The 25,268-nt window shown below is 71.8% G+C and carries 26 protein-coding genes and 2 pseudogenes; 15 read left to right on the top strand and 13 right to left on the bottom strand.

What is annotated here, in order from left to right; translation table 11 throughout:
* Positions 1–7 precede the first annotated feature (7 nt).
* Positions 8–325 carry a hypothetical protein gene (locus ACZ404_RS25250; RefSeq protein WP_468443547.1) on the bottom strand — a complete coding sequence of 106 codons (318 nt, stop codon included), beginning with the start codon at positions 323–325 and terminating at the stop codon, positions 8–10.
* A 171-nt stretch (positions 326–496) separates the two neighbouring features.
* Here ACZ404_RS25250 and ACZ404_RS25245 point away from each other — a divergent pair, with 171 nt between their 5' ends.
* Positions 497–1,162 (top strand): rhomboid-like protein, encoded by a 666-nt coding sequence (locus ACZ404_RS25245; RefSeq protein WP_468443545.1) that lies wholly within the window; start codon positions 497–499, stop codon positions 1,160–1,162.
* 10 nt (positions 1,163–1,172) lie between these two features.
* Positions 1,173–2,579 carry an NAD(P)/FAD-dependent oxidoreductase gene (locus tag ACZ404_RS25240; protein WP_468443543.1) on the top strand — a complete coding sequence of 469 codons (1,407 nt, stop codon included), beginning with the start codon at positions 1,173–1,175 and terminating at the stop codon, positions 2,577–2,579.
* Between the two features lie 30 nt (positions 2,580–2,609).
* On the opposite strand, the gene ACZ404_RS25235 is transcribed toward ACZ404_RS25240, so the two are convergent.
* A complete protein-coding gene (locus ACZ404_RS25235; RefSeq protein ID WP_468443541.1) occupies positions 2,610–4,136 on the bottom strand; it encodes an MFS transporter in 1,527 nt (508 codons plus the stop codon).
* A 49-nt stretch (positions 4,137–4,185) separates the two neighbouring features.
* A complete protein-coding gene (locus tag ACZ404_RS25230; protein ID WP_468443539.1) occupies positions 4,186–5,415 on the bottom strand; it encodes an FAD-dependent oxidoreductase in 1,230 nt (409 codons plus the stop codon).
* Positions 5,416–5,548: 133 nt separating this feature from the next.
* On the opposite strand from ACZ404_RS25230, the gene ACZ404_RS25225 reads away from it, so the two are divergent.
* Positions 5,549–6,235, top strand: a complete 687-nt coding sequence (locus ACZ404_RS25225) for a pentapeptide repeat-containing protein (protein WP_468443537.1) — start codon at positions 5,549–5,551, stop codon at positions 6,233–6,235.
* Positions 6,236–6,242: 7 nt separating this feature from the next.
* Here ACZ404_RS25225 and ACZ404_RS25220 read toward each other — a convergent pair whose 3' ends face one another.
* The 3 genes and pseudogenes from ACZ404_RS25220 to ACZ404_RS25210 all read right to left on the bottom strand — a co-directional run.
* Positions 6,243–6,488, bottom strand: coding sequence for a hypothetical protein (locus ACZ404_RS25220; protein WP_468443535.1), 246 nt, complete (start codon positions 6,486–6,488; stop codon positions 6,243–6,245).
* A gap of 19 nt (positions 6,489–6,507) precedes the next feature.
* Complete coding sequence (locus ACZ404_RS25215; RefSeq protein ID WP_468443533.1) at positions 6,508–7,095, bottom strand: class IV adenylate cyclase; 588 nt, start codon at positions 7,093–7,095, stop codon at positions 6,508–6,510.
* Between the two features lie 45 nt (positions 7,096–7,140).
* A pseudogene (locus ACZ404_RS25210) lies at positions 7,141–7,671 on the bottom strand (hypothetical protein); the annotation flags it as partial.
* 4 nt (positions 7,672–7,675) lie between these two features.
* Between ACZ404_RS25210 and ACZ404_RS25205 the strand changes: the two are divergent.
* The 5 genes and pseudogenes from ACZ404_RS25205 to ACZ404_RS25185 form a co-directional block, all read left to right on the top strand.
* A pseudogene (locus ACZ404_RS25205) lies at positions 7,676–7,822 on the top strand (transcriptional regulator); the annotation flags it as partial.
* Entirely contained in the window at positions 7,819–8,004 is a 186-nt protein-coding gene (locus tag ACZ404_RS25200) for a DUF397 domain-containing protein (protein ID WP_468443531.1), read from the top strand. The pseudogene ACZ404_RS25205 and the gene ACZ404_RS25200, both read left to right, overlap by 4 nt.
* A complete protein-coding gene (locus ACZ404_RS25195; protein WP_468443529.1) occupies positions 8,001–8,939 on the top strand; it encodes a bifunctional GNAT family N-acetyltransferase/NUDIX hydrolase in 939 nt (312 codons plus the stop codon). The genes ACZ404_RS25200 and ACZ404_RS25195 overlap by 4 nt, the downstream gene beginning before the upstream one ends.
* Positions 8,940–8,946: 7 nt before the next feature.
* A complete protein-coding gene (locus ACZ404_RS25190) occupies positions 8,947–9,312 on the top strand; it encodes a hypothetical protein (RefSeq protein ID WP_468443527.1) in 366 nt (121 codons plus the stop codon).
* A gap of 310 nt (positions 9,313–9,622) precedes the next feature.
* Positions 9,623–11,179, top strand: a complete 1,557-nt coding sequence (locus ACZ404_RS25185) for a M4 family metallopeptidase (protein ID WP_468443776.1) — start codon at positions 9,623–9,625, stop codon at positions 11,177–11,179.
* Between the two features lie 37 nt (positions 11,180–11,216).
* Here the strand turns inward: ACZ404_RS25185 and ACZ404_RS25180 are convergent, their stop codons facing one another.
* A complete protein-coding gene (locus ACZ404_RS25180; protein WP_468443525.1) occupies positions 11,217–12,608 on the bottom strand; it encodes a M1 family metallopeptidase in 1,392 nt (463 codons plus the stop codon).
* Between the two features lie 98 nt (positions 12,609–12,706).
* Here ACZ404_RS25180 and ACZ404_RS25175 point away from each other — a divergent pair, with 98 nt between their 5' ends.
* Positions 12,707–13,207, top strand: coding sequence for a hypothetical protein (locus tag ACZ404_RS25175; RefSeq protein WP_468443523.1), 501 nt, complete (start codon positions 12,707–12,709; stop codon positions 13,205–13,207).
* Between the two features lie 69 nt (positions 13,208–13,276).
* Here the strand turns inward: ACZ404_RS25175 and ACZ404_RS25170 are convergent, their stop codons facing one another.
* On the bottom strand, positions 13,277–13,852 hold the full coding sequence (locus ACZ404_RS25170; protein WP_365665215.1) for a TerD family protein: 576 nt from the start codon (positions 13,850–13,852) through the stop codon (positions 13,277–13,279).
* 168 nt (positions 13,853–14,020) lie between these two features.
* On the opposite strand from ACZ404_RS25170, the gene arfB reads away from it, so the two are divergent.
* On the top strand, positions 14,021–14,458 hold the full coding sequence (gene arfB, locus ACZ404_RS25165) for an alternative ribosome rescue aminoacyl-tRNA hydrolase ArfB (protein ID WP_468443521.1): 438 nt from the start codon (positions 14,021–14,023) through the stop codon (positions 14,456–14,458).
* A 25-nt stretch (positions 14,459–14,483) separates the two neighbouring features.
* Here arfB and ACZ404_RS25160 read toward each other — a convergent pair whose 3' ends face one another.
* A complete protein-coding gene (locus ACZ404_RS25160; RefSeq protein ID WP_468443519.1) occupies positions 14,484–15,056 on the bottom strand; it encodes a flavin reductase family protein in 573 nt (190 codons plus the stop codon).
* Between the two features lie 360 nt (positions 15,057–15,416).
* On the opposite strand from ACZ404_RS25160, the gene cdgB reads away from it, so the two are divergent.
* Positions 15,417–17,069 carry a diguanylate cyclase CdgB gene (gene cdgB, locus ACZ404_RS25155; RefSeq protein WP_468443517.1) on the top strand — a complete coding sequence of 551 codons (1,653 nt, stop codon included), beginning with the start codon at positions 15,417–15,419 and terminating at the stop codon, positions 17,067–17,069.
* Positions 17,070–17,187: 118 nt separating this feature from the next.
* Positions 17,188–18,096 carry a carbohydrate-binding protein gene (locus ACZ404_RS25150; RefSeq protein WP_468443515.1) on the top strand — a complete coding sequence of 303 codons (909 nt, stop codon included), beginning with the start codon at positions 17,188–17,190 and terminating at the stop codon, positions 18,094–18,096.
* On the opposite strand, the gene ACZ404_RS25145 is transcribed toward ACZ404_RS25150, so the two are convergent.
* From ACZ404_RS25145 to ACZ404_RS25135, 3 genes are all read right to left on the bottom strand, one after another.
* Positions 18,093–19,022 carry a 1-phosphofructokinase family hexose kinase gene (locus tag ACZ404_RS25145; protein WP_468443513.1) on the bottom strand — a complete coding sequence of 310 codons (930 nt, stop codon included), beginning with the start codon at positions 19,020–19,022 and terminating at the stop codon, positions 18,093–18,095. The two genes, ACZ404_RS25150 and ACZ404_RS25145, sit on opposite strands and share 4 nt — an antisense overlap.
* 119 nt (positions 19,023–19,141) lie before the next feature.
* Complete coding sequence (gene nagA, locus ACZ404_RS25140; protein WP_468443511.1) at positions 19,142–20,284, bottom strand: N-acetylglucosamine-6-phosphate deacetylase; 1,143 nt, start codon at positions 20,282–20,284, stop codon at positions 19,142–19,144.
* The gene (locus tag ACZ404_RS25135) at positions 20,284–21,228 is read right to left on the bottom strand and encodes an ROK family protein (RefSeq protein ID WP_468443509.1); all 945 of its coding nucleotides are present in this window, start codon (positions 21,226–21,228) and stop codon (positions 20,284–20,286) included. Before ACZ404_RS25135 ends, nagA begins: the two co-directional genes overlap by 1 nt.
* A 166-nt stretch (positions 21,229–21,394) precedes the next feature.
* On the opposite strand from ACZ404_RS25135, the gene ACZ404_RS25130 reads away from it, so the two are divergent.
* Genes ACZ404_RS25130 through otsB form a run of 3 tightly spaced genes read left to right on the top strand, consistent with a single transcriptional unit; the run spans position 21,395 to position 23,786 of the window.
* Positions 21,395–22,630: an extracellular solute-binding protein gene (locus ACZ404_RS25130; protein ID WP_468443774.1), complete on the top strand. Its 1,236-nt coding sequence runs from the start codon at positions 21,395–21,397 to the stop codon at positions 22,628–22,630.
* A 35-nt stretch (positions 22,631–22,665) separates the two neighbouring features.
* On the top strand, positions 22,666–22,893 hold the full coding sequence (locus ACZ404_RS25125) for a DUF3263 domain-containing protein (RefSeq protein WP_468443507.1): 228 nt from the start codon (positions 22,666–22,668) through the stop codon (positions 22,891–22,893).
* Positions 22,894–22,949: 56 nt separating this feature from the next.
* A complete protein-coding gene (gene otsB, locus ACZ404_RS25120; RefSeq protein ID WP_468443505.1) occupies positions 22,950–23,786 on the top strand; it encodes a trehalose-phosphatase in 837 nt (278 codons plus the stop codon).
* A gap of 28 nt (positions 23,787–23,814) precedes the next feature.
* Here otsB and ACZ404_RS25115 read toward each other — a convergent pair whose 3' ends face one another.
* Positions 23,815–25,236, bottom strand: a complete 1,422-nt coding sequence (locus ACZ404_RS25115) for an alpha,alpha-trehalose-phosphate synthase (UDP-forming) (RefSeq protein WP_468443503.1) — start codon at positions 25,234–25,236, stop codon at positions 23,815–23,817.
* Positions 25,237–25,268 lie beyond the last annotated feature (32 nt).

Below are 25,268 nucleotides of genomic sequence, written 5' to 3'. Positions count from 1 at the left end.
GGGCCGGTCAGGCCCACAGTGCCCGCTCGACCGCCGACCGTACCGGCTCCGGGGACCTGCCCTCGGCGATGTCCCACCAGCGCGTTCTGCAGCACCGGTGGGGCGCCCACGGCACCCGCTCCAGCATCCCCTGCGCGATGTCATCCGGGCGGCGCAGCCCCGCCGGGGCCGGCACGGGCGTCAGCCGGGCCGGCAGCGCGCCGAGCACCCCCACCGCCTTCCGCGTGTCCGGCACCCCGCTCGGCGCACGGCGCTCGTCCAGCCGCTCGAGCAGCAGGGTGCAGGGCTGCCGTCGGCCCGCCCGGCCGGCAGGACCAGCGCGCACACCCCGTACGTCGCAGGCCCCTCGCGCCGCAGCTCCCAGCGCCGCGGGAACTCCTCGGCCCGCCGGGGCAGAGCGGCGACGAACGCCCGCCCCGCGGCCCCGTTGAATTTCTCCTGAGAAGCGGCCGGCTCGCCGGGCATCTCGATCACCTTGCCGACCATACTGACGGGTGTGAACCGGGTCAGCGGATTTCGGCGTGGGCTCCGGGCGGCCGCGGCCTACGTGCGCAGCGCCCCGGGCACCTACACCTGGCTGACCGTCCTGTTCTTCACCACCGTCGCCCTGCACCACATGTCGCCGGACTTCGAGGAGGACTTCCTGCGGCAGCGCTCCACCAACATCCACGAGCTGTCGCGCAACCCCATACGGGTCCTGATCACCAGCGCGATGTGGATCGACGGCGGCCACTGGCTGCCGTACGCCGCCCTGTACAGCGTCTTCCACGCCCAGGCCGAACGCTGGCTCGGCACCCCGCGCTGGCTCGCGGTGTGCGCGGCCGCGCACGTCCTCGCCACCCTCATCAGCGAACTGGCCCTGCTCAAGGCCATCCACGACGGCCACGCCCCGCAGTCGGCGGTCAACACCCTGGACATCGGCGTCAGTTACGCCCTGGCGGGCGTGATGGCCGTCCTCACCTACCGGATCGCACCGCCCTGGCGCTACCCGTACCTGGCGGCCCTGCTCGCGCTCTACGCGGTCCCGCTCGCCACCAGCCGCACCTTCACCGACTTCGGCCACTTCCTGTCCGTCCTGATCGGGCTCGGCTGCTACCCGCTGGTCAGGGGCCGCGGAAAAGCATGGAATCCGAAGGAGACACTGGCCGCCCTCAGGGGTTAACGTCCCGCGCATGAGCAGCTCGGCAAGGGATGTCGTCAACGGCGGCATCTCGTTCTGGTACGCGGACGACGGCCTCCCCACGGTGCGCGAGCCCCTGCCCGGGGACGCGACCGCCGACGTCGTCATCGTCGGCGGCGGCTACACCGGCCTGTGGACCGCCTACTACCTGAAGAAGGCCGCCCCCTTCCTGCGCATCACCGTGCTGGAGCAGCACTTCTGCGGCTACGGCGCCTCCGGCCGCAACGGCGGCTGGCTCTACAACGGCGTCGCGGGCCGCGACCGGTACGCGAAGCTGCACGGCCACGAGGCCGCCGTACGCCTGCAGAAGGCGATGAACGACACCGTCGCCGAGGTGATCCGCATCGCCGACGCCGAGGGCATCGACGCCGACGTGCACCGGGGCGGGGTGCTGGAAGTGGCCACGACACCCGCCCAGCTCGCCCGGCTGAAGGCGTTCCACGAGCACGAGCTGTCGTACGGCGAGAAGGACCGCGAACTCTACGGCGCCCGGCAGACCGCCGAGCGGATCCGGGTGGCCGGCGCCGTCGGCTCGACCTGGACCCCGCACGGCGCCCGGCTGCACCCGGTGAAGCTGGTCAAGGGTCTCGCGGCGGCCGTCGAGGCACTCGGCGTGACCATCCACGAGTCGACGCCGGTGACGCAGATCCGCCCCAAGCACGCCGTCACCCCCTACGGCACCGTCCGCGCCCCCTACGTCCTGCGCTGCACCGAGGGCTTCACCGCGTCCCTGAAGGGGCTCAGGAGGACCTGGCTGCCGATGAACTCCTCGATGATCGCCACCGAGCCGCTCACCGAGGAGCAGTGGGCCGCGATCGGCTGGGCAGGCCGCGAGACCCTGGGCGACATGGCGCACGCCTACATGTACGCGCAGCGCACCGCCGACGGCCGGATCGCGCTCGGCGGCCGCGGGGTGCCGTACCGCTTCGGCTCGCGCACCGACAACGACGGGCGCACCCAGCCGGCCACCGTCGAGGCCCTGCGGGAGATCCTGACCCGTTTCTTCCCCGCCCTCGCCGGGGTGCGGATCGAGCACGCCTGGTCCGGCGTCCTCGGCGTCCCCCGCGACTGGTGCGCCACGGTCACCCTCGACCGCGCCACCGGCCTCGGCTGGGCGGGCGGTTACGTCGGCTCGGGCGTCGCCACCACCAACCTGGCCGCCCGCACCCTGCGCGACCTCCTCCAGCAGGACTCCGGCCAGTCCGGCCGCACCGAGCTGACCGAACTGCCCTGGGTGAACCACAAGGTCCGCAAGTGGGAACCGGAACCGCTGCGCTGGCTGGGCGTGCAGGGCATGTACGCCACATACCGCGCCGCCGACCAGCGCGAACGCCTCCACCCGAGCACCGGGTCGTCCCGCCTGGCCCGGATGGCGGACCGGGTGGCCGGACGGCACTGAGGAGGTGGTCCGGCGGGCGGGCGACCGTGGTCAGGTCACCGACTCCGGCTGCGGGAGGTCTGCCGGAGCGCCGCGCCCGGGGGCGCGGGCCGTCACCATCAGGCCCGCCACCAGACCGGCCAGGAGCATGACGCCGGCCGCCCACCAGATGGCCACGGTGTAACCGTGCACCACGCCCGCCGGGACGACCGTCGCCTTCTGGGCGGGGCTGTGCAGATGGGCGGCGACGTAGGCGGTGCTGCTGGTGGTGGCGATCGTGTTGAGCAGCGCCGTACCGATCGAACCGCCCACCTGCTGGGAGGTGTTGACGGTCGCCGAGGTGACGCCCGAGTCGCGCGGGGCGACACCGGCGGTGGCGGTGGCGAACACCGGCATGAACGTCAGACCCATGCCGAGTCCCATCAGAAGCAGGGCGGGCAGAATCTCCGTGGTGTACGACGACCCGACGGTCATCCGGGTGAGCAGCAGCAGCCCGGAGGCGGCGAGCAGCATCCCGGGCACCATGAGCAGGCGCGGGGCGACATGCTGCAGCAGCCGGGCCGAGATCTGGGTCGAACCGATGATGATCGCGGCGGTCAGCGGCAGGAAGGCCAGGCCCGCCCGCACCGGCGAGTAGCCGAGGATGACCTGCAGGTAGTAGGTCATGAACAGGAACAGCCCGAACATGCCGATGGTCGCGAGCATCATCGTCAGGAAGCAGCCCGCCCGGTTGCGCTCGCGGATGATGTGCAGCGGCAGCAGCGGGCTCGGCGCCCGGGTCTGCCACCACACGAACACGGCCAGCAGGGCCACCCCGGCCGCGAACAGGGCCAGCACCAGCGGGTCGGTCCAGCCGCGCGGCTCGGCCTCGCTGAAGCCGTAGACCACGGCCACCAGCCCGCCGCAGCCCAGCAGCACACCGGGCACGTCGAGCCGGGCCTCGCGGTGACCGGGCCGGTCGTGCAACAGGGTGAAGGCGCCGAGGACGGCGAGACCGGCGATGGGCACGTTGACGTACAGGCACCAGCGCCAGTTCAGGTACTCGGTGAGCAGCCCGCCCACGATGAACCCGATCGCCGAGCCGCTGCCGGCGAGCGCGCCGTAGATGCCGAAGGCCTTGCCGCGCTCCCGGGGGTCGGTGAACGTCGTCGTCAGCAGGCTCAGCGCGGAGGGCGCCAGGACGGCGGCGAACGCGCCCTGCAGCGCGCGGGCGCCGAACAGCATCCCGGAGCTGGTGGCCGCGCCGCCGAGCGCGGAGGCGAGGGCGAAGCCGACGAGGCCGATGACGAAGGTGAGTTTGCGGCCCGCCAGGTCGGCGATCCGGCCGCCCAGCAGGAGCAGTCCGCCGAAGGCGAGGGTGTAGGCGGTGATCACCCACTGCCGGTTGCCGTCGGACATGTGCAGGGCGTGCTGGGCCGAGGGGAGTGCGATGTTCACGATCGTCGCGTCCAACACCACCATCAGCTGGGCGAGAGCGATGACGACCAGGCCCCACCACCGGTGGGGATCGGCTCCTTCGGCTGCGGTCGGGGCTGCGGCCGCCGTCGGCGGAGTTTCACCCTTTCGGCCGATACTCATCTGGCCAGAAGACCACGATTCAGGGCGTATCGCACCCCCGCGTTCCCTCTCACGCCCGCTTGAGGTCACGACCCAGCCCCCCTCGGACGTCACTGCCGTGGCCGTCACGGAAGTCCCCCCGGAAGTCCCTTCGGCTCGGGCGGGTGCGGCCCAGGATCAGGGAGACGGCGGTGACGGCGCTGTTGAAGGAGACCTCCGACAGCACACCGGGCGCGGCGACCTGGTCGCCGGCCAGGTAGACGCCGCCGCCGCGGTCCACGGCGGGCCGGTCCCGCCAGCTGCGGCCCGGCAGGTCCACGGCCCCCGTACGGCCGCCCGCCACGGCCTCGTGCCGCCAGGTGACCCGCTCCCGCCAGCCCGGGAAGCCGAGGTCGAGCAGTTCCTCGGCCCGGGCGATCCCGTCGGCCCGCCCCTGGCCGGGCCCGATCGGGATCTGCCCCTGGAGGAGCTGCTCCCCGGCCGGGGCGAGGGAGGGGTCCTGCGCGGTGAACCGCTCGATCCAGCCGGGCGCGTCCAGATCGGAGACGGCGAAGGCGTCCCCGCGCCGAGTGCGCAGGGCGAGGTCGAGCAGGACGGTACGGCCGCTGGGCCACTCCAGCGTGTCGTCGTTCAGCAGCCGCCGGGCGGCGGACAGGGAGGTGGCGACGACGACGGGGGTGTCGTCCGGCAGGGTGTCGACCCGGGACAGGGTCTCGATCCGCACCCCGAGGTTCCAGGCCCGGGCGGCCATCCGGTCGATGACGCTCGCCCAGCCGCCGCGCGGGTAGTGCGCCTCGGGCGGCAGCTTGGTGGCCCGGCGCAGCCGCTCCTGCACGAAGGCGGCGGACAGGGCGCCGGGGTCGTGGTGGAAGAGGGCGACGGCGCAGTAGTGGGCGGCGGCCCGGGCGCCTTCCTCACCGGCGACGCCGGTGGCCCAGCTCAGGAAGTCGACGTCGACGGGAGCCGGCCGGAGCCCTGGCCGCAACAGCTTGAGCATCGCGAAGGGCGGGGTGCGGCGCAGCACGCCGTGGTGCCGCAGCCGAAGCCGGGCGGCTTCCAGCGGAGGCAGCGGGGCGAGCGCCCCGATCAGATCCCGTTGCCTGAGCCAGGCCCAGTGCGGGCCACCGCTGTAGAGGGCGTGCGGCCCCTCGTTCGTCCGGTACGGCCCCTCGGCGGTGCGGGCCCGGCCGCCCAGGGTGTGGTGCGCCTCGTACACGGTGACCTGGGCGCCGGCCTCGGCGGCGGTGATGGCGGCGGTGAGTCCGGCGAATCCGCCGCCGACGACGGTGATGCGCTGCATGGCCTGGGTTCTCCCTCGGATCGGTTCGCCTTGTCCTGTCCGTCTGTGACTACGACGGCGTAGGCCCCGCGAATGTGACACCTGGGAGGACCGGGGAGGGGGGATTGTCAGTGGCGGGGTGCAGCATGGGGCCATGGCGAGGAGAACGACGAGTACGAGCGACTCCGCACGGGTGAAGGGAGCGAGACGACCGGACCTGCGACTGCCACCCCTGGACCCCTGGACGGGCGGGGAGCTGGAGCCGGACGGCGACTACGACGGGCTGGAGTTCCGGGAGGCGGACCTGGCCGGTCAGGACGGCGCGGGCGCCCGCTTCATGGACTGCGCGCTGACGGGCTGCGCACTGGACGGGACGACACTGAACCGCGCCCGCGTACTGGACTCGGTCCTCTCCGGCCTGCGGGGCGTCGGCACGGATCTGGCCGAGGCCACCCTGCGCGACGTCGAGCTGCTCGACCCCCGCCTGGGCGGCACCCAGCTGCACGGCGCCGTGCTGGAACGGGTGCTGATCCGGGGCGGCAAGATCGACTACTTGAACCTGCGCGAGGCCCGCCTCAAGGACGTCGTCTTCGAGAACTGCGTCCTGGCCGAACCGGACTTCGCGGGTGCCCGTCTGGAACGGGTCGAGTTCCTGGACTGCGCCCTGAAGGAGGCCGACTTCCGCGCCGCCACCCTCAAGGACGTCGACCTACGAGGCGCCGCCCCCCTGGACATCACCCGAGGCCTGAACCACCTCTCCGGAGCCCTGATCACCCCGACCCAGCTACTGGACCTGGCCCCGGCCCTGGCGACGGAGCTGGGGATCAGGGTGCTGCCCTGATCCTCGCTCACTCTCCGACGAACAGTTCCTCGGCGTCCTTGGCGTGCACGGCCCGCTGGGCCCAGCGCTCCAGCCGGTCCGGGTCCGTGCATGCGCCGACCTGCTCACGGACGGGGTCGGGCACGGGGATGCCGCGCCATTCCAGGATGCGGAGGATCATCTGGCGCTGGTTCTCGATACGCCCTTCCTCGCGCCCTTCCTCGCGTACCTGCTCGGCCAGCGGGTGTCGCCAGAAGTACTGGATCGCCGTCATCAGGTCCCTCGATTCCCGGTCAACGGTCCTGGACTGCCCAGGGAGCGTCCGCCTGCTTCTCGGCGTCGGAGAACAGCAGGGTGGGCTCCGCGAGGATGTCGCGGCTGGCCTCGCTCTTGTAGATCTCGTCGACGCTGCCGAACCGGGCCTCGGCGTACTCCAGTTCCAGGAGAGCAGTGGCCTGCCGGACCGACGCCTCGTCGGGCCCCTCGATCTCCAAGAACGTAGGGAGGCCGGGCCAGGTGTCGAAGTCGAAGGCGACGTCTCCCAGGCGCCACTCCTCGCGGTAGTTCTCCTGGTAGCGGACTTCGGTGAGGCCGACCCGGCGGAGGATGTCGGCCATGGCGTGCAGGTCGGCGACCTCGGTCTCGACCTCCTTCGTGCCGTCGATCGTCGTGGCGTCGGTGACCTGCTTGAGCGTGAGCGTCGAGCGGGTTCCTTCGTCCCTCAGACGGAGCCACGCCCCTGCGTCGAGGTAGCCGTTCTCGAAGATCTTGCGGGTGAGCAGGGTGCGGGGGAGTGCCTGGACGGCGCCGAGGGCGGTCAGTTTGGCCTGCAGGCCGGCGACGTCGACGGCCAGGAACTTCGCCTCGTACTCATGCTTCATGTGTCCTTCTCTCAGCAACGGTCGGTGAGGCAGGCGCGGATGCCCTTACCGCTCGGCGAACAGTTCCTCGGCGTGCTTGGCGTGCACGGCCCGCTGGGCCCAGCGCTCCAGCTGGTCCGGGTCCGTGCATGCACCGACCTGCTCACGGACGGGGTCGGGCACGGGGATGCCGCGCCATTCGAGGATGCGGAGGATCATCTGGCGCTGGTTCTCGATACGCCCTTCCTCGCGCCCTTCCTCGCGTCCCTCTTCGCGTCCTTCCTCGCGTACCTGCTCGGCCAGCGGGTGTCGCCAGAAGTACTGGATCGCCGTCATCAGGTCCCTCCACATCTGCTTCGCCTGGGCGTCGGCCAGCCAGGAGTCGACGAACTGTATGAATGCTGCGGCGCTGTCGGGGTCGATGGTCCGCAGGGCGGCTGCCAGGGATTCCAGTATGGCCGGAGCCTGCGGGCCCCGTCCGTGTGTCATCGCCGAGAGCACCGCAAGGGGGACGTCCTTTACCGCCGTCCGCTCGTCCGAGATCACCGGCACGTTGTCCGGGCCCAGTACAAGGGGCCGCACCGTCAGCGAGTGCCAGTCAGTGCGTGACGTGCCCCATGGCTCAGCCTTCATCGACTCCGAGGCGCAGCTCGGTGTCTTTCGAACGCGCTTCCGTAAGGTGGAGGCCGTAGCACTCGACCCAGGACAGTCGCGTGACTTCATCAACCGGCTGGCGAAGGAGCTATGAGGCGCCTCATGGACAACTGGCGGAAGTCTTCCTACTCGGGCCCGGACGACGGCAACAACTGCGTCGAGATAGCGACCTCCCCCACCCGCATAGCCGTCCGCGACTCCAAAGCCCCCGGCGGAGCCACCCTCACCTTCCCCGCCGAAACCTTCACCCCCTTCATCGAAGCGCTCAAGAAATGATCCTCAGCCCCCTCTCCCCGGACCAGGAGATACCGGCGCCGCTTCTCGAAGAGGTGACGGCTCTCTACGCCTCCAACCGGGAGTTCCTCGCGCTCAGTGGGGACTTCCCCGATCCGGACGACGTGCGGGTGGAGCAGGTGGCGGCCGAGCTGGCCGGGGAGCTGGCGGTGCCGAGCGCCGAGGTGTTGCTCGCGCACGCGGAGGGGCGGCTCGTCGGGCTCGTGACGACGTTGGGGCGGCATCCCGACCCGGCCGATCCGGATCCGTGGATCGGGCTGCTGATGGTGGACGCCGCGACGCACCGCAAGGGGTACGGGCGCCGCATCGCCACGATGGTCGAGGAGCGGTTCCGGGCCGCCGGACGCGCAGCCGTGCGGCTCGCCGTGCTCGAGAACAACCCCAAGGGCCTCGCCTTCTGGACCGCCCTCGGATACGAGATCGTCGACCACCGGCCCGACCGCGCCCTCGGGCGACCCTGTGCCGTCCTGCGCAAGGTGCTGCGCACACCCCGGCGGGCGGCCCGCGTCGCCGTAGTGGACCCCGACGGGGCGGTCCTCCTCTTCCGGTACGACAACCCCGAGGTCGGCGTCCACTGGGCCCTGCCCGGCGGCGGTCTGGAGACCGGCGAGACTCCACGCGAGGGCGCCCGGCGCGAGCTGGCCGAGGAGACGGGGTGGGCCGACCTGGAGCCCGGGCCCCTGCTGTGCACCTGGGAACACGACTTCACCCGCATGGACGTCCCCGTGCGCCAGCACGAGCACGTCTACGTCGTCCACGGTCCGCACCGGGAGCCCGACGGCCTCCGGTTGGCCGCCGCCCACGCCGCCGACGGCATCCTCACCTGGCGCTGGTGGAGCAGGTCCGAACTGCGGGAGGAGGCGGAGCCGGTGTGGCCTCCGGGGCTGGGGCGGATGCTGGACGGGTGGGAGGGCTGAGGCGGCGGTGGACTGGGGGACGCCGGCCGGTACCGGGCTCGGCGCCCTGGTGGGGGTCGGCTCGACGCTGCTCGCCGACCGGGTGCGCTGGCAGCGCGAGGCCGTCGACCGGATCCGGCGCGAGCGGCGCGACATCTACGTCACTTGCCTGAGCAAATACCGGCTGGCGTACGAGGGCATGCACTGTGCGCCGGAGGCGATGGCGGCCGTCATCGAGGACGTCTACGGCAGCCTGCGCGAGCTGCTGGAGGTGTTCGCCGGGGGCGAGCCGGCGCTCGGAACGCCGGAGTTCCAGGAGCACCGGCTCCGGCACGCCCGGGCGGTGTGGGCGGCCCGGGAGGCGATGCGGGCGGGGCCGGTCCGGCGGGTGTGACGTCCTGGGGCTCAAGTGCGCTGGGAGAAAGGGAAGTTGGGCAACACTCGGCCGTCCGGATAGCGGATTCGTGGAAACGGGTTTCGGACACGAACACGTAAAGTCTTGACGCACCCCTGTCAAACGGCCGGTTTCCGGTGTCACCCTCTCCTGGCCCGCCGCAACTCTGTGCATCCCCTGTGACTCGCCGCGCCCTCCGTCCCCACGGAAGGCCGGCTCAGAAGGAGATCGAGTGAGACAGCAGCCCCACGCCTCCCGCACCTCCCGCAAGACCGCCGTGCGCGCCGCCGCGCTGGTCGGCTCGGCCGCGATGGTCGTGCTCGCCCTGCAGAACGGAGCCGCCACCGCCGCCCCCGCACACACCCCGGGTGCCATGGCGCTTCCGCTCAGCGCATCGGCCCGGGCATCGGCGATCAGGTCGGCCCAGGAGGCCGCTGGGTCGACCGCGCACCGGCTCGGACTCGGCGCCCGGGAGAAGCTCGTCGTGCGGGACGTCGTCAAGGACGCGAACGGCACCGTGCACACCCGCTACGAGCGGACGTACGCCGGTCTGCCCGTGCTCGGCGGCGACCTGGTCACCCACGTGGCCAAGAACGGCTCCCTCAAGGGTGTCACCAAGGCGACCAAGGCCCGGATATCCGTGCCGACCACCGCGGCGGCCGTCAGCCCGGCGAGCGCCGAGAAGGCCGCCCTCAAGGCCGCCGGCACCGCCGAGGCCACCGCGTCGAACGCCCGCAAGGTCGTCTGGGCGGTCGGCGGCAAGCCGGTCCTCGCCTACGAGTCGGTCGTCAAGGGCGTCCAGCGCGACGGCACGCCGAGCGAGATGCACGTCGTCACCGACGCCGCCACCGGCAAGAAGATCTACTCGTACCAGGCGATCGACACCGGCACGGGCACCAGCCAGTACAGCGGCACCGTCACCATCGGGACCACCGCCTCCGCCTCCGGTGGCTACGACCTGATCGACGGCGGCCGCGGCGGTCACAAGACGTACGACCTGAACGGCGGCACCAGCGGCACCGGCGCCCTCTTCCACGACGCCGACGACGTCTGGGGCGACGGCACCGTCAGGAACCGCCAGACCGCCGCCGTCGACGCCGCCTACGGCGCCGCCGTCACCTGGGACTTCTACAAGGCGGCGTTCAACCGCAACGGCATCGCCGGCGACGGCAGGGCCGCCTACTCCCGCGTCCACTACGGCAATGCCTACGTCAACGCGTTCTGGGACGACAGCTGCTTCTGCATGACGTACGGCGACGGCGCCGCCAACGCCGATCCGCTGACCTCGCTCGACGTCGCCGGTCACGAGATGAGCCACGGCCTGACCGCGGCCACCGCCGGCCTGAAGTACAGCCGGGAGTCGGGCGGCCTGAACGAGGCCACGTCCGACATCTTCGGCACCTCGGTGGAGTTCTTCGCGAACAACTCCTCGGACGTCGGCGACTACCTCATCGGCGAGAAGATCGACATCAACGGCGACGGCACCCCGCTGCGCTACATGGACAAGCCCAGCAAGGACGGCGCCTCCGCCGACTACTGGTCGCGCAACGTCGGCCGTCTGGACGTGCACTACTCGTCCGGCGTCGCCAACCACTTCTTCTACCTGCTGTCCGAGGGCAGCGGCGCGAAGACCGTCAACGGGGTCTCGTACAACTCCCCGACCTACGACGGCTCGACGGTCACCGGCATCGGCCGGGCCAAGGCCGACCAGATCTGGTACAAGGCCCTGACCACGTACTTCACGTCCTCCACGGACTACGCGGGTGCCCGCACCGGCACCCTGCAGGCCGCGGCCGACCTGTACGGCTCGGGCAGCGCGGAGTACAACGCGGTGGCAGCGGCCTGGAAGGCCGTGAACGTCAAGTAACCGCAGACCGACAGCAGTACGGAGGCCGGGCCGCCCGCTACGGGTGGTCCGGCTTCCCGTCGCCGTACAGCCAGTCCCTCCAGATCTCCCGGAAGTCCTTGCCGGGCGCCTTCTTCTCGACGTACGCGGTGAAGTCCGCGGTGCTCGCGTTGACGTGACGGTGGGTGGCGGCCCAGCCCTGGATGATGTCGTAGAAGGTGTCGTCTCCGACCTTCCGGCGGATCTTCTGCAGGACCATCGCGCCACGTTCGTAGACCGGGCTGTCGGAGATGTGCGCGGCGCTGGAGGGCTTCGCGGGCGGGAACGCCCAGATGGCCTCGTGGTCGCCGTGGTAGAGGTCGTCGAACGTCTGCTGGGCGCTCTTGCCGCCGTGGTCCTCCTCGTACAGCCACTCGGCGTACGTCGCGAAGCCCTCGTTGAGCCACATGTCCCGCCAGCTCTTCGGGGTGACCGAGTCGCCGTACCACTCGTGGGCCAGTTCATGGACCAGCGTGGAGGTGTCGGGGGCGCCGGGGAAGACGGGGCGCGTCTGGGTCTCCAGGGCGTAGTCGATGTCCTCCGGGCGGTCGACGATCGCGCCGGCGGAGGAGAAGGGGTACGGCCCGAAGTTGTACTCCTCCCAGTCCAGGATCGCGGGGATCTTCGCGAGCACCTTCTTGCTCGCCCCGGCCTGGGTGGGGTCGACCGCGGTGAGGACGGGCAGGCCGTGCGGGCCCGTGGTGCGGGTGATCGTGAAGTGGCCGACGGCGACCGTGGCGACGTAGCTCGCCATCGGCTGCCCGGTGTGCCAGGAGTACGTCGTACGGCCGCCCTTGCTGCGCTCGCTCGTCAACTCCCCGTTGGAGACCGCCTGCAGGCCCTTCGGGACGGTGACCGTGATGTCGTAGGTCGCCTTGTCGGAGGGGTGGTGGTTGCCGGGGAACCAGGCCATCGAGCCGACCGGCTCGCCGAGGCCCAGCGCGCCGTCGGCGGTGGGCAGCCAGCCCTCCTTGGAGCCGTCAGGGTCGGTGAGGGTGCGCGGGGTGCCGGAGTAGCGGACGGTGGTGGTGAAGGTCTCGCCCTTGCTCAGGTCGTCGTGCGGCCGGACGGTGAGCTCCTGGCCGGCGCGGTTGAAGCGGGCGTCCTTGCCCTCCACCGTGACCGAGTCGACGCGCAGTCCCATGAGGTCGAGGTCGAAGGCGGAGAGGTCCTTCACGGCGCGGGCGGTGATGACCGCCTTCGCGGTGAGGTGGCGGGTGCGCGGGGTGTAGTCCAGGGTGAGGGAGTAGTGGCCGACGTCGTAGCCGCCGTTGCCCGCCTTCGGGAAGTACGGGTCGCGCAGCCCGGCCCCGCCCGGGGTGCCTCGGACGCCTCCGTCGCACGCGGTGCCGGTCAGGGCGACGGCGAGGAGCGCGGCGACGGCCGGGGCAAGGCGCGCGGATCTGGACATGTCAGCGATCTTAGGCACGGCGCGGCCGCGGATGCCCGGGATGCCCGGACGCGGCGGGCGGACACCAGGGGTGGTACCCGGCGTGACACCATCGGTGCGTGCTCGACATCGGCTACGCCCTCTCCAACCGCTTCCCGGACCCCCCGCAGACCGACTACCGGCGTGCGGACGTGCACGCGCTGCGGCACGACCTGTTCTGCGGGGACGTCTACCTCGCGGACACCAAGGCGGACCGGGAGCTGTCCACAGCCTGGGGATGGGTGCCGGTGCTGGACTTCGCGTGGGCGCTGTGCGACATCGTCGAGCAGCTGGACCGTGATCCGCTGGGCTCCCGCGCCGCCCGGCCGCAGCGGGCGGAGCTGGACTTCACCGAGTCCACCGACCGGATGCTGTTCGAGCGCCGCTTCGGCTGGGTGGACATCGAGGCCGACTGGATGCCGGCCGAGGAGGCACCGCTCACCTTCTCCCACGCCGAACTGCGCCGGGAGTCCCGCGACTTCCTGCACGACCTGATCGCCGACCTCGCCGACCTGCACGAGGACCTCGCGGAGAACCCGGCGATCTGGACGCTGCAGGCGCGCTTTCCCCGGGTGGGTTAGGAGCCGAGGCCCCGCAGGGCCCCAGCCCGAACCCGACTGCTCGACGCCGACCGCTCGGAAGCCGACCGCTCAGACGTTCACGCCGAAGTCCTGGGCGATGCCGACCAGGCCCGAGGCGTAACCCTGACCCACCGCGCGGAACTTCCACTCCGCGCCGTTGCGGTACAGCTCGCCGAAGACCATCGCCGTCTCGGTGGCGGCGTCCTCGGACAGGTCGTAGCGGGCGATCTCGGCGCCGCCGGCCTGGTTGACGATGCGGATGTAGGCGTTGCGGACCTGGCCGAAGTTCTGGCCGCGGTTCTCGGCGTCGTAGATGGAGACCGGGAAGACGACCTTGTCGATGTCGGCGGGGAGGGCGGCCAGGTTGACGTTGATCGCCTCGTCGTCGCCCGCGCCCTCGCCCGTGCGGTTGTCACCCGTGTGGACGATCGTGTTGTCCGGGGTCTGCTTGTTGTTGAAGAAGACGAAGTGGGCGTCCGAATAGACCTTGCCCTGCGTGTTGACCGCGATGGCGGAGGCGTCCAGGTCGAAGTCCGTGCCGGTGGTGGTGCGGACGTCCCAGCCGAGGCCCACGGTGACGGCGGTCAGGCCCGGAGCCTCCTTGGTGAGCGAGACGTTGCCACCCTTGGACAGGCTTACAGCCATGATTGGGAGTCCCTTCCGTAGATATCCCTGCACTGTGTGCCGACGAAGCTACCGTCACCGGGAAGAACGTCGAGGGGGGTCCCGGTGGTTCCGGATGCCTTTACCTTTTTTACCGATGTGGGCGTGGCGGCGAAAACCGGGTGACGTGGGCCGGGCCGGGCCGGGAACATGGGAGGCATGTCCGGTCCCTACCTCATCCGTGGCTCCGTCTCGCTTCCCGAGGCCGAGCTGACGTGGCGTTTCTCGAGGTCGTCCGGGCCCGGCGGACAGCACGTCAACACCAGTGACTCCCAGGTGGAGCTGCGCTTCGACCTGGCGGGCACCGAGGCGCTCCCCCCGGTGTGGAAGGAGCGGGCGCTGCAGCGGCTGGCCGGGCGGCTGGTCGACGGGACCGTGGTCGTACGGTCCTCCGAGCACCGCTCCCAGTGGCGCAACCGAGAGGCCGCCGCCGTACGCCTGGCCGCCCTCCTCGCCGAGGCGACGGCGCCCCCGCCCAAGCCCCGCAGACCCACCCGCATCCCCCGCGGCATCAACGAACGCCGACTGCGCGAGAAGAAGCAGCGCTCGGAGACCAAGCGGGGCCGCACGGGCCGGGACTGGACCTGACCGACCCCGCGCCACACGCTCCCGCTCACCCCAACTGCCGGTACCGCCCCTTGAAATACAGCAGCGGTCCGCCCTCCGTGCTCGGTACCTGGGCCATCAGGACGCGGCCGATGACGAGGGTGTGGTCGCCGGCCGGTACGCGTTGCTCGGTGCGGCACTCCAGGGTGGCCAGTGCACCGCCCACGAGGGGTGCGCCGGTGGCCTCGCCGCGGATGCAGGGGAGGTCCTCGAAGAGCAGGCGGTCGCTGATGCGGCCCTTCATGGCGAAGCGGCCGGCGACGTGGCGCTGGCTCTCGGACAGGACGGAGACGCCCCACAGGGGCTGCTCGGCGAGCAGGTCGTCCATGCGGGCGCCCTCGCGCAGGCTGACCAGCACCAGCGGCGGGTCCAGCGAGACCGACATGAAGGCCGTGGCGGTCATGCCGACGTCCTCGACGGCCGGCGCGGTCGGGTCGTCCGGGTCCAGCGGCGGCTCCTGCGCGGTCACCAGGACCACGCCCGCGGCCAGCCGGGACATCGCGGCCCGGAACTCCTCGTTGCTCACCCCCTCAGCATGCCCGGAAGCGGTGGCGGCGGTGGGTGAGGGAGTCTTCAGCACGCCGGAAACGCTAATCTCCGCCCCGCGCTCCCCGCATCGGCCACCGGTCCGAGCCGGGTCCTAGGTCCACGGGACCAGCCGCCGCTCGCGCAGCACACCGCTTCGTGCATCATGTGAACCTGCCGACAAAACTTGCGTTCAGTAAACGCACAGGGAAAACGCAGAAACTCCACTCAATTGTTCACGTTCCTCTGTGACTTGAGTCACAAGGGGCAGGAATTGTTGACCCTGTGTACCGAGTGGGCAGCGCGCTGTGATTCAGTGGCGGGGAAGCCGTAAGAGTAGGTCAAGAAGCACCACCGTAAGGAAGCGCCGAAGACAACCCTTGATTCGCTGCGAGGTCTCGGGGGGAGGGCGAGCATGGAGACCGAGTCGGAGCCGTATGTCCGCCTTGCGTCCCTGCGGCAGCTGCACCAGGTCATGGCCGACATGAACACGGCACGCAGCCTGGCCGACACACTGCAGACGGTCGCCGACGGCGCCGTGCACGCCCTCGGGTACGAGATGGCGTGCGTCAACCTCGTGCGCCCCGACGGCGACCTCGTCGTCGCCGCCTTCGCCGGCAACTCCGCCGCCGAGGCCCTGATCACCGGCCGCGTCGGCTCCCGCGAGTCCTGGGACCGGCGGCTCGGCATGGGCGAGCAGTGGGGCGACCTCGTGTTCATACCGCACACCGAGGGCTGGGTGCTGGACGACGACGACGTCCCCCAGTGGTACACCGACGGGCCCGCCCCCCGCTTCGAGGACGAGTGGCACCCCTCCGACCGCCTCTTCGCCCCGATGTACACCCCCGGCGTGCAGGGCGGCTCCTCCGGCGAACTGCTCGGTGTCATATCCGTCGACCGCCCGCGCAACGGCCGCCGCCCCGGCGCCTGGGGCCGCGAGGCCCTGCAGATGTACGCGTTCCAGGCCGCCATCGCGATCAGCAACGCGCGTCTACGAGCCAATATGCAGCGCGCCCTGGTCCGCCTGGAGCGCGAGCAGCAGGCCCTGCGCGCGAGCGAGGAGTCGTTCCGGCAGGCGTTCGAGTACGCGCCGTCCGGCATGGCCATCGCCGAGATGGGCGGCGACCAGCACGGCCGCATCCTGCGCACCAACGACGCCCTGTGCCGCCTGCTCGGCCGCCCCGCCTCCGCGATGCGCCGCTACTCCTTCTCCGACCTCGTCCATCCCGAGGACATCGGCACCCTGCTGCGCACCTCCGCCGAGGGCGGTCGCGCCGAGCTGCGCCTCGGCCGCCGCGACGGCACGTACGTCTGGGTGTCGCTGCGCAACTCCGTCGTCGCCGACGCCGCCGACGGCCCCCGCTTCCTGCTCACCCACGTCGAGGACATCGAGGAGCGCAAGCGCCGCGAGCTCCAGCTCGCCCACCGCGCCTCCCACGACTCCCTGACCGGCCTGCCCAACTCCGCCGAGCTGCGCTCGCGCCTCTCCGCCCGGCTGTGCCGGCGCCAGACCCACCCCGGCGCCCTGGAGTCCCTGGACGCGGCCTACGGCCACCCCGCCTTCGACGCCTCCGGCCACGGTTTCGACTTCGCGCAGGGCACGGAGTCGTACGACGGCTACGACCACCACGTGCACACCATCGCCCCCGAGGACGGCCGTGACGACGGCACCAAGGGCCTGGCGGTCCTCTTCTGCGACCTCGACGGCTTCAAGTCGATCAACGACCGGTTCGGCCACAACGCGGGCGACGCGGTCCTGATCGAGGTCGCCCGCCGGCTGACCCGCGGGGTCCGCGACGGCGACACGGTCGCGCGTCTGGGCGGCGACGAGTTCGTGATCCTCGCCGACGGCCTCGGCCGGGCCGACGCACAGGACCTCGCGGTACGCCTGCGCAACGAGATCATCCAGCCCATCCGCGCCGAGGGCCGGGCCGTCCGGGTGGGCGCCAGCTTCGGCATCGGCTGGGCACACTGCGGCATGACGGCGGACGAAGTGTTGAAGTCTGCCGACGAGCGGATGTACGTAGAGAAACGATCTCGTCCCAAACAGCATCGACGCGCCGGATGAGCCCCAGGTCAGTGCGCTGATGCGACCCGAGTCACCCGTTTGGGCCAGCGGGAGCGGGTAGGCTCGCCATTCCAACCCCCAGACGCATCCGCCCGCACCTGCTGAGGAGTACCCAGGGATGACGCCCGGCGACAACGGCGCGAGCACGCCCGAGGACGACGACCCGTTCGGCTACCTGTACGCCGACGGCCAGGCCAGAGGAGCCCAGCCGCCGTCCGGTGGCTACGGCTACCCGAACGCGGTCAGCAGGGTGCGTACGGTCGGCGAGCGGCAGTACGGCCAGCAGCCCGCCGTGCCGCAGCAGCAGGGCGCCTACGGCCAGTCGAACGCCTACTACCAGGCACCGGAGACGCTGCCCGGCGGCGCCCCGACGAGCGCCCAGCCGATGCCCCCGGCCCCCGGCCGCCGCGGCCCGAACACCAAGGGCCTGCTGATCGGCGCGGTGGCAGTGGTGGCCGCGGTGGTCATCGGCATCGGGGTGGCGATGCTCAACGGCGACGACGACAACAAGTCCGGCAACCAGGCAGGCACGCCCCCGACCCAGTCCCAGAGCCACTCCCCTAGCCCGTCGAGCAGCAGCTCGACGGCCGGCGACTCGATGCAGGCCGACGCCTCGGCCCTGCAGCCGGCCGGTGGTGCGTCGACGGCTTCGGCCATCAAGGGCGCGAGCTCCTCCGACGGCAGCTATGTGACCGGGCTGAACCGGCCCGGCGCCTCGGTCACCTGGAAGGTCAACGCCCCGTCGGACGGCCCGTACACCCTGTTCGTGTACTACAGCGCGGCTGGCGAGGACCAGTCGATGTCGGTCACCGTCAACGGCACCCCGTTCGGCAGCAAGCTGGGGATGGAGAACTACCGGCATGCCAAGGACGGCGACTTCGCCAACGGCTGGACGTACTCCTACGTGTGGCCGAACCTGACGAAGGGCTCCAACACCCTCTCCGTCTCCTGCGGTGCCGGAGACAAGTGCAACACGCTGATCAGCAACGTCAAGCTGGTGCCGGGGCACGTTAAGAAGGACAGCTAGGCGGCGCTGACCACCCCGGTCACCGACACCCGCCCCAGCAGCTCCTCGTACGTCACCCGGTCGAACTCGCCCGCCGCAGGCGCCCGTACCGTCGCCGCGGACAACGCGACGGCTCGGGCCAGCCGGTCCGGCCACGGCAGGTGTTCCACGAGCCCCGACAGCAGGCCCGCCGCCGCCGAGTCGCCTGCGCCCGTCGGGTTGCCGTGCAGTGGGGTGGGCGGGGCGGCGTGCCAGTGGCCCTCCGGGGTGACGGCCAGGAGGCCCTTCGGGCCGAGGGAGGCGACCACCGCGTGGGCTCCGCGGCGGCGGGCGTCCTGGGTGGCGCGCAGGGGGTCGTGAGAGCCGGTGAGTTCGGCCAGTTCCTCGGCGTTGGGCTTGACGATGTCGGGGCGCGCGGCGACCCCGCGGCGCAGGGGTTCGCCGCTGGTGTCCAGCAACACGGGAACGGCGAGGGCGCGGGCGGTGCGTATCAGCCCGGCGTATGCCCCCACCGGCACCCCGGGCGGCAGGCTGCCGCACAGGGCCACCGCCGAGGCGGACGGGAGGAGTTCCTCGTAGCGGTCGAGGAAGGCGCCCCACTCGGTGGGGGTGATCTGCGGACCCGGCTCGTTCAGCTGCGTGGTGTCGCCCGCGAGTTCGTCCACGACGGCTATCGTGCGGCGCGTCGCCCCGGCCACCGCGACCAGCGCGTCCGTCACCCCGGGAGTGTCCGTGACCCGGTCGCGGACCGTACGGCCGGTCGCGCCGCCCGCGAAGCCCGTGACCGTCACCTCGTGGCCGAGCGCGGCCAGCACCCGGGCCACGTTCACGCCCTTGCCGCCCGGCCGCTCGGTGACGCCCGAGACGCGGTGCGAGGCGTGCGGCCGCAGCGACCGGACACGGTAGGTGATGTCGAGAGCGGTGTTCAGTGTGACCGTGAGGATCACCCGGGCCGACCTCCCTCGAAGTCCGTGCGCCATCGGTTTCCGGGGCCTCGATCATGCCAAAGAGACGGCGGCCGGCCCAGTGCGCGGATCGGCCGCCGTCCCAGGAAGGGGGGGATCCATCAGGGCAGTTGGGGCGCCAGCACCCATTCCCCTCGCCGCATCACACCCTTGAGGTCGAAGTCCGCGTCCAGCAGCACCAGGTCGGCGTCCTTGCCGGGCTCCAGGGAGCCGATGCGGTCGAAGAGGCCCAGCAGGCGGGCCGGATTGACCGACAGGGCCGCCACCGCGTCCTCGACCGACAGCCTGTCAATGGTCACCGCCCGCTTGAACGCCCGGTCCAGGGTCAGCGTGGACCCCGCGATCGAACCGCCCTCCACCAGCCGGGCCACCCCCTCGCTGACCTCGACCTCCAGCGGACCGAGCATGTAGCGGCCGTCGCCGATGCCGGCCGCGTCCATCGCGTCGGTGATGAACGCGACCCGCCCGGCGCCCGCGTGATGGAACGCCAGCTCCAGCGCGGCGGGGTGCAGATGGGTGCCGTCGTTGATCAGCTCGACCGTGACCCGCTCGTCCTCCAGCAGGGCGGCGATCGGACCGGGGGAGCGGTGGCCCAGGGCGGGCATCGCGTTGAACAGGTGCGTGGCGACCGTGGCACCCGCGTCGATGGCGGCCACCGTCTGCTCGTACGTCGCGTCCGTGTGCCCGATCGCCGCGATCACCCCGTGCTCCGCGAGCAGCCGTACGGAGTCGATGCCGCCCGGCAGCTCGGTGGCGAGGGTGACCATGCTGGCGTGGCCGCGCGCCGCGTCGATCAGCTTGCGCACCTCGGCCGGGTCCGGGTCGCGCAGCAGCTCCTCGGAGTGCGCCCCCTTGCGGCACGGGGAGATGAACGGCCCCTCGAAGTGGATGCCGGCGATCTCCCCCTGCTCGGCCAGCTCGCTGAGCAGCCCGGCCTGCCGTGCCAGCACGTCCATCTCGTCGGTGACGGTGGAGGCGACCAGCGTGGTGGTGCCGTGCAGGCGGTGGGTGCGGACGGCCTTCAGCACGTCGTCCGCCGTACCGGAGAAGGAGGCCCCGCCGCCGCCGTGGTTGTGGATGTCGACGAAGCCCGGGATCAGCCAGTGCCCGGCCACGTCGATCGGCTCGGCGCCCTCGGCGGCCTCGGCCGTGATCTTCGTACCCTCCACGGCCACGCGCCCGTCGTCCACCACCCCGGTGGGAAGCACCACCCGAGCACCTGTGAGAACCAAGCTGGGAGCCATCAGGCGGTTACCTCCGAGGGATGAGTGGAGTCGAGAAGATCACGCGCCAGCAGCCCCGCGCCCAGGCAGCCGGCGCTGTCGCCGAGGGCGGCAGGGACGATGGACGGCAGTTTCTGGAAGGTGACCCGCCGCCGGACGGCCTCGCGCAGTGGCTGGAACAACACGTCCCCCGCCTCCGCCAGGCCGCCACCGATGATCAGCGTGCGCGGGTCCAGCAGAGTGAGCGCGGTGACCAGCCCGTCGGCGAGCGCGTCCACCGCCCCCTGCCAGACTCGGACGGCGTTCGGGTCACCGGACGCGACGGCCTTGGCGCAGTCCGCGGCGTCCGCCTCCGGGTCCCCGCAGGACCCCGCCCACGCCTCGCTCACGGCGGCCGCGGAGGCGTACCGCTCCAGGCAGCCGTGCTGCCCGCAGGGACACGGCGCGCCCCCGGGCCGTACGACGATGTGCCCGATCTCGCCCGCGCAGCCGTGCGCACCCGCCTCCACCCGCCCGTCGACGCCGATCGCGCCGGCGATCCCGGTGCCCAGCGGCACGAACAGGAACCGGTCGGCGCCCTTGCCGGCGCCGATGCGGCCCTCGGCGAGCCCGCCGGTGCGCACGTCGTGACCGAGCGCGACCGGCACGCCGAGCCGCTCGGCCAGCAGAGCCCGCAGGGGTACGTCCCGCCAGCCGAGGTTGGCCGCGTAGACGGCGACGCCTCGCTGCTCGTCGACGATGCCGGGCACCGCGAGGCCGGCCGCGGCGGCCGGTTCGCCGTAGCGCTCCAGGCCTACGGCGCGCAGCTCGGCGGCGAAGCCGAGGAGGTTCTCGACCACCGCGTCGGGTCCGCGCTCGCGGCCGGTGGCGCGGCGCGCGCGATGCAGCAGGCCGCCGTCGTCGCCGACGAGGGCGGCTTTCATCCCGGTACCGCCCACGTCCAGGGCGATGACATGTCTGACCACACGGCCTAGTGTGACCCCCGGACCCGGGAGAGGTCTAGTCCACTCACGTGGTGTAGACCTTATGGGTCCAGAAATTGAACGGTCAGACAGCGGAGTTGGGGTTTTGACGGTGGGTCGGCGCAGTCGTCGTGGGGCAGGAACGATCGCGGTGGTGTCCGCGCTGGGCATGACGGCGGTCCTCGGCGGATGCGGCAGCACGGAGTCCTCCGACGTGACGTTGAGACTCGTCGCGGCGGACTACGGCGACTCGGCCGCCAACAGCTCCAAGAAGTACTGGGACCAGCTCGTCCAGGGCTACGAGCACCAGCACCCGGATGTGAAGGTGCAGGTCAGCGTCTACTCCTGGAACGACGTCGACCGCAAGGTCAAGGAGATGGTCGACGCCGGCAACGCCCCGGACCTGGCCCAGATCGGCGCCTACGCCGACTACGCGGCCGCGGGCAAGCTGTACCCGGCCTCCGACCTGCTCTCCATCCGCACCCAGGCCGACCTCCTCTCCCAGCTCGCCGACGCGGGCCAGTGGCAGCACGTGCAGTACGGCATCCCGTTCGCCGCCTCCACCCGGGTGCTCTTCTACAACAAGACCCTGTTCAGCGAGGCCGGCATCACCCCGCCCACCACCTGGAGCGAGCTGGCGGCCGACGCCAGGGCCCTCAAGGCCAAGGGCGTGAAGTACCCCTACGCCCTGCCCCTCGGCCCCGAGGAGGCCCAGGCCGAGACCATGCAGTGGCTGCTGAGCGGCGGCAACGGCTACACCGACGACATGGGCACCTACACCATCGACTCCGCCCAGAACATACAGACCTTCACCTGGCTCAAGGACGAACTGGTCGGCAAGGGCCTGACCGGCCCGGTCGCCCCCGGCAGACTCAACCGCGCGGACGCCTTCGGCGCCTTCGCCGACGGCCAGGTCGGCATGCTCAACGGGCACCCCACGCTGATCCAGCAGGCCGCCCGGAAGGGCGTGAAGTTCGGCATGGTCCCGATGCCGGGCCGGACCGGCAAGGCCAAGGCCTCGATGGGCGTCGCCGACTGGATGATGGGCTTCAAGCAGAACGGGCACGCCGACCAGATCGGCGACTTCCTCGACTACGTCTACACGGAGAAGAACGTCCTCGCCTTCTCCCGCGAGTACGGACTGCTGCCGGTCACCGGCTCCGCGTCCACCACCATGACCGACTCGAACGCCGCCCGCGACAAGGACCTGCACCCGTTCCTCGAACAGCTGCCCACCTCCGAGCTGTACCCCGTCGGCAAGACCTCCTGGGCGGCGGTCAGCGCGGCCGTGAAGAAGAGCATCGGCCAGGCCGTCGCCCCCGGCGGCAGCCCCTCCGCCGTCCTGACCCGCCTGCAGTCGACGGCGTCGGCGGCCGACAGCGCGGACAGCGCCGCCCACCGCTGACCCTGCTGTCAGTGCCCGGCGCTACGGTGGCGCACATGGAGGAACTGGGCACCCGCGAACAGGCCGTCCTCGCCCTGGAGCGCCGCGCCTTCCCCGGCCCCGGCGCGAAGGAGCGGGCGATACGCGAGGAACTGGGGCTGGCCCCGGTGCGCTACTACCAGCTGCTCAACGCCCTGCTGGACGACGAGCGGGCACTGGCGGCGGACCCGGTGACGGTGAACAGACTGCGACGGGTACGGGAGGCGCGGCGGGCCGAGCGCTGAGGGCCCCGGGCGGGGCCCAGGAGTGCCCGCCACCCGCACGGGATACATGTCGCTGTATGGACGCCCACCTCCCGACCCCCACCACCCCACCCGGCCGCGACGCCCTGCACACCCTGCTGGAGAACCCCCGCACCGCACTGATCGGCCTCGACTTCGACGGCACCCTCGCCCCGATCGTCGAGGACCCCGAGCAGGCCCGCGCCCACCCCGACGTCGTCCCGGCCCTGGCCGCCCTCGCCCCCAAGGTCGCCTCCATCGCCGTGATCACCGGCAGACCCGCCGAGGTCGCGGTGCACCACGGCGGCTTCGCGGCCGTACCCGGCCTGGAGCACCTCACCGTCCTCGGCCACTACGGCGCCGAACGCTGGAGCGCGGCAACCGGCGAGGTCACCGCCCCCGCCCCGCACCCCGGCGTGGCCGCCGTCCGGGCGGAGCTGCCCGGCCTCCTGGAGAGCGCCGGCGCCTCGCAGGGCACATGGATCGAGGAGAAGGGGCGGGCCGTTGCCGTCCACACCCGCCGCGCGGAGGACCCGCAGGCCGCCTTCGAGGCCCTGCGCGCGCCGCTCACCGACCTCGCCACCCGGCACGGCCTGATCGTCGAACCCGGCCGGCTGGTGCTGGAACTGCGCCCGCCCGGCATGGACAAGGGCGTCGCCCTCCTCGACCACGTCCGCCGCACCACCGCCGGCTGCGTCCTCTACGCCGGCGACGACCTCGGCGACCTCCCCGCCTTCGCGGCGGTCGAGAAACTCCGCTCGGACGGCCTGCCCGGCCTCCTGGTCTGCAGCGGCAGCACCGAGGTCACCGAGCTGGCCGAACGGGCGGACCTGGTGGTCGACGGCCCCGGCGGCGTCGTGGCCCTGCTGCGCGCCCTGGCGGCGCGGCTCGGCTGACACCGCGGGCCCTGCCCGCCGGCCGGTGTCACCCCTTCTTCAGCGCATCGAGCTGATCCAGGAACCACCGCGTCGGCGGCAGGGCCGTGGCCGCCGCGGCCAGCCTCTTCGCCCGCTCGGCCCGCTCGCCCGGCGGCATGCTCAGCGCCTCGTGCAGCGCCCTCGCCGTGCCCCCGATGTCGTACGGGTTCACCACGATCGCGTCCTCGCCCAGCTCCTCGTACGCCCCCGCCTCCCGCGACAGCACCAGCGCGCAGCCCTCGTCGGAGACGATCGGGACCTCCTTGGCGACGAGGTTCATGCCGTCCCGGATGGGATTGACGAGAGCCACGTCGGCGAGCCGGTAGGCGGCCAGCGAACGCGCGAAGTCGTCCTTCACGTGCAGCACCACCGGAGTCCAGCCGGGCGTCCCGTACACGGAATTGATCTCCTGCGCCACCTGCTGCACCTCGGCGGTGTACTCCCGGTAGACCGCGAGGTCCTGCCGCGAGGGGTAGGCGAAGGCGACGTGCACCACGCGCTCGCGCCACTCCGGGTGGTCCTCCAGCAGCTGCCGGTACGCCAGCAGGCCGCGCACGATGTTCTTGGACAGCTCGGTGCGGTCCACCCGGACGACGGCCTTGCGCCCCTCGCCGATCTCCGCCCGCAGCGCGGCCATCCGTTCGTCCACGTCGGCCCGGTGCGAGCGCTCGCGCAGGAAGTCCGCGTCCGCGCCCAGCCCGTGCACGCCGATCCGGGTGCCGGAGGGGATGCCGGGGCCGAGCACGGCGTGACAGCAGTCGGTGAAGGCGTCCGCCCACCGCCGGGTCAGGAATGCCGCCCGGTCCGCGCCGAGGATGCCGGTGAGCAGCTCGGCCGCGATGTCGTCGGGCAGCAGCCGGAAGTAGTCCGGCGGAGCCCAGGGGGTGTGGGAGAAGTGGCCGATGCGCAGGTCGGGGCGGAGCTGGCGGAGCATCCGGGGGGCGAGGGCCAGGTGGTAGTCCTGGACGAGCACCGCGGCGCCCTCGGCCGCCTCCTCGGCCAGGGCCTCGGCGAAGGCGCGGTTGTACGCCTGGTACGACGCCCACTGCCGGCGGAAACCGGCGTCGAACAGCGGCTCCAGCGGGGTCTGGTACAGCATGTGGTGGACGAACCAGAGCACGGAGTTGGCGATGCCGTTGTAGGCGTCGGCGTGCACGGCCGGGTCGATGCCGAGCATCCGCACGTGCTGCCCGCCGGTGTCCTCGGTGGGCAGCAGCCCGCCGCCGGCCCGCCGTACCGCCTCCCGGTCGCCGTCGCCGAGCGCGGCGCACACCCAGACCGCGTTGGCGTCCGGCCCGATGGCCGACAGCCCGGAGACCAGCCCGCCACCGCCCCGTCTGGCGTGCAGCGAACCTCCCTCGCGCACCTCATACGAAACCGGGCCGCGATTGGACGCGACCAGCACCTCAGCACCGTGCGTGGAAGCCATACGCCTCAACCTAGCCCGGCCCGGAAACGCTC

This window comes from Streptomyces sp. NPDC030798 (genome assembly GCF_055572275.1).
This window is presented reverse-complemented; position numbering and strand designations above follow the sequence as displayed.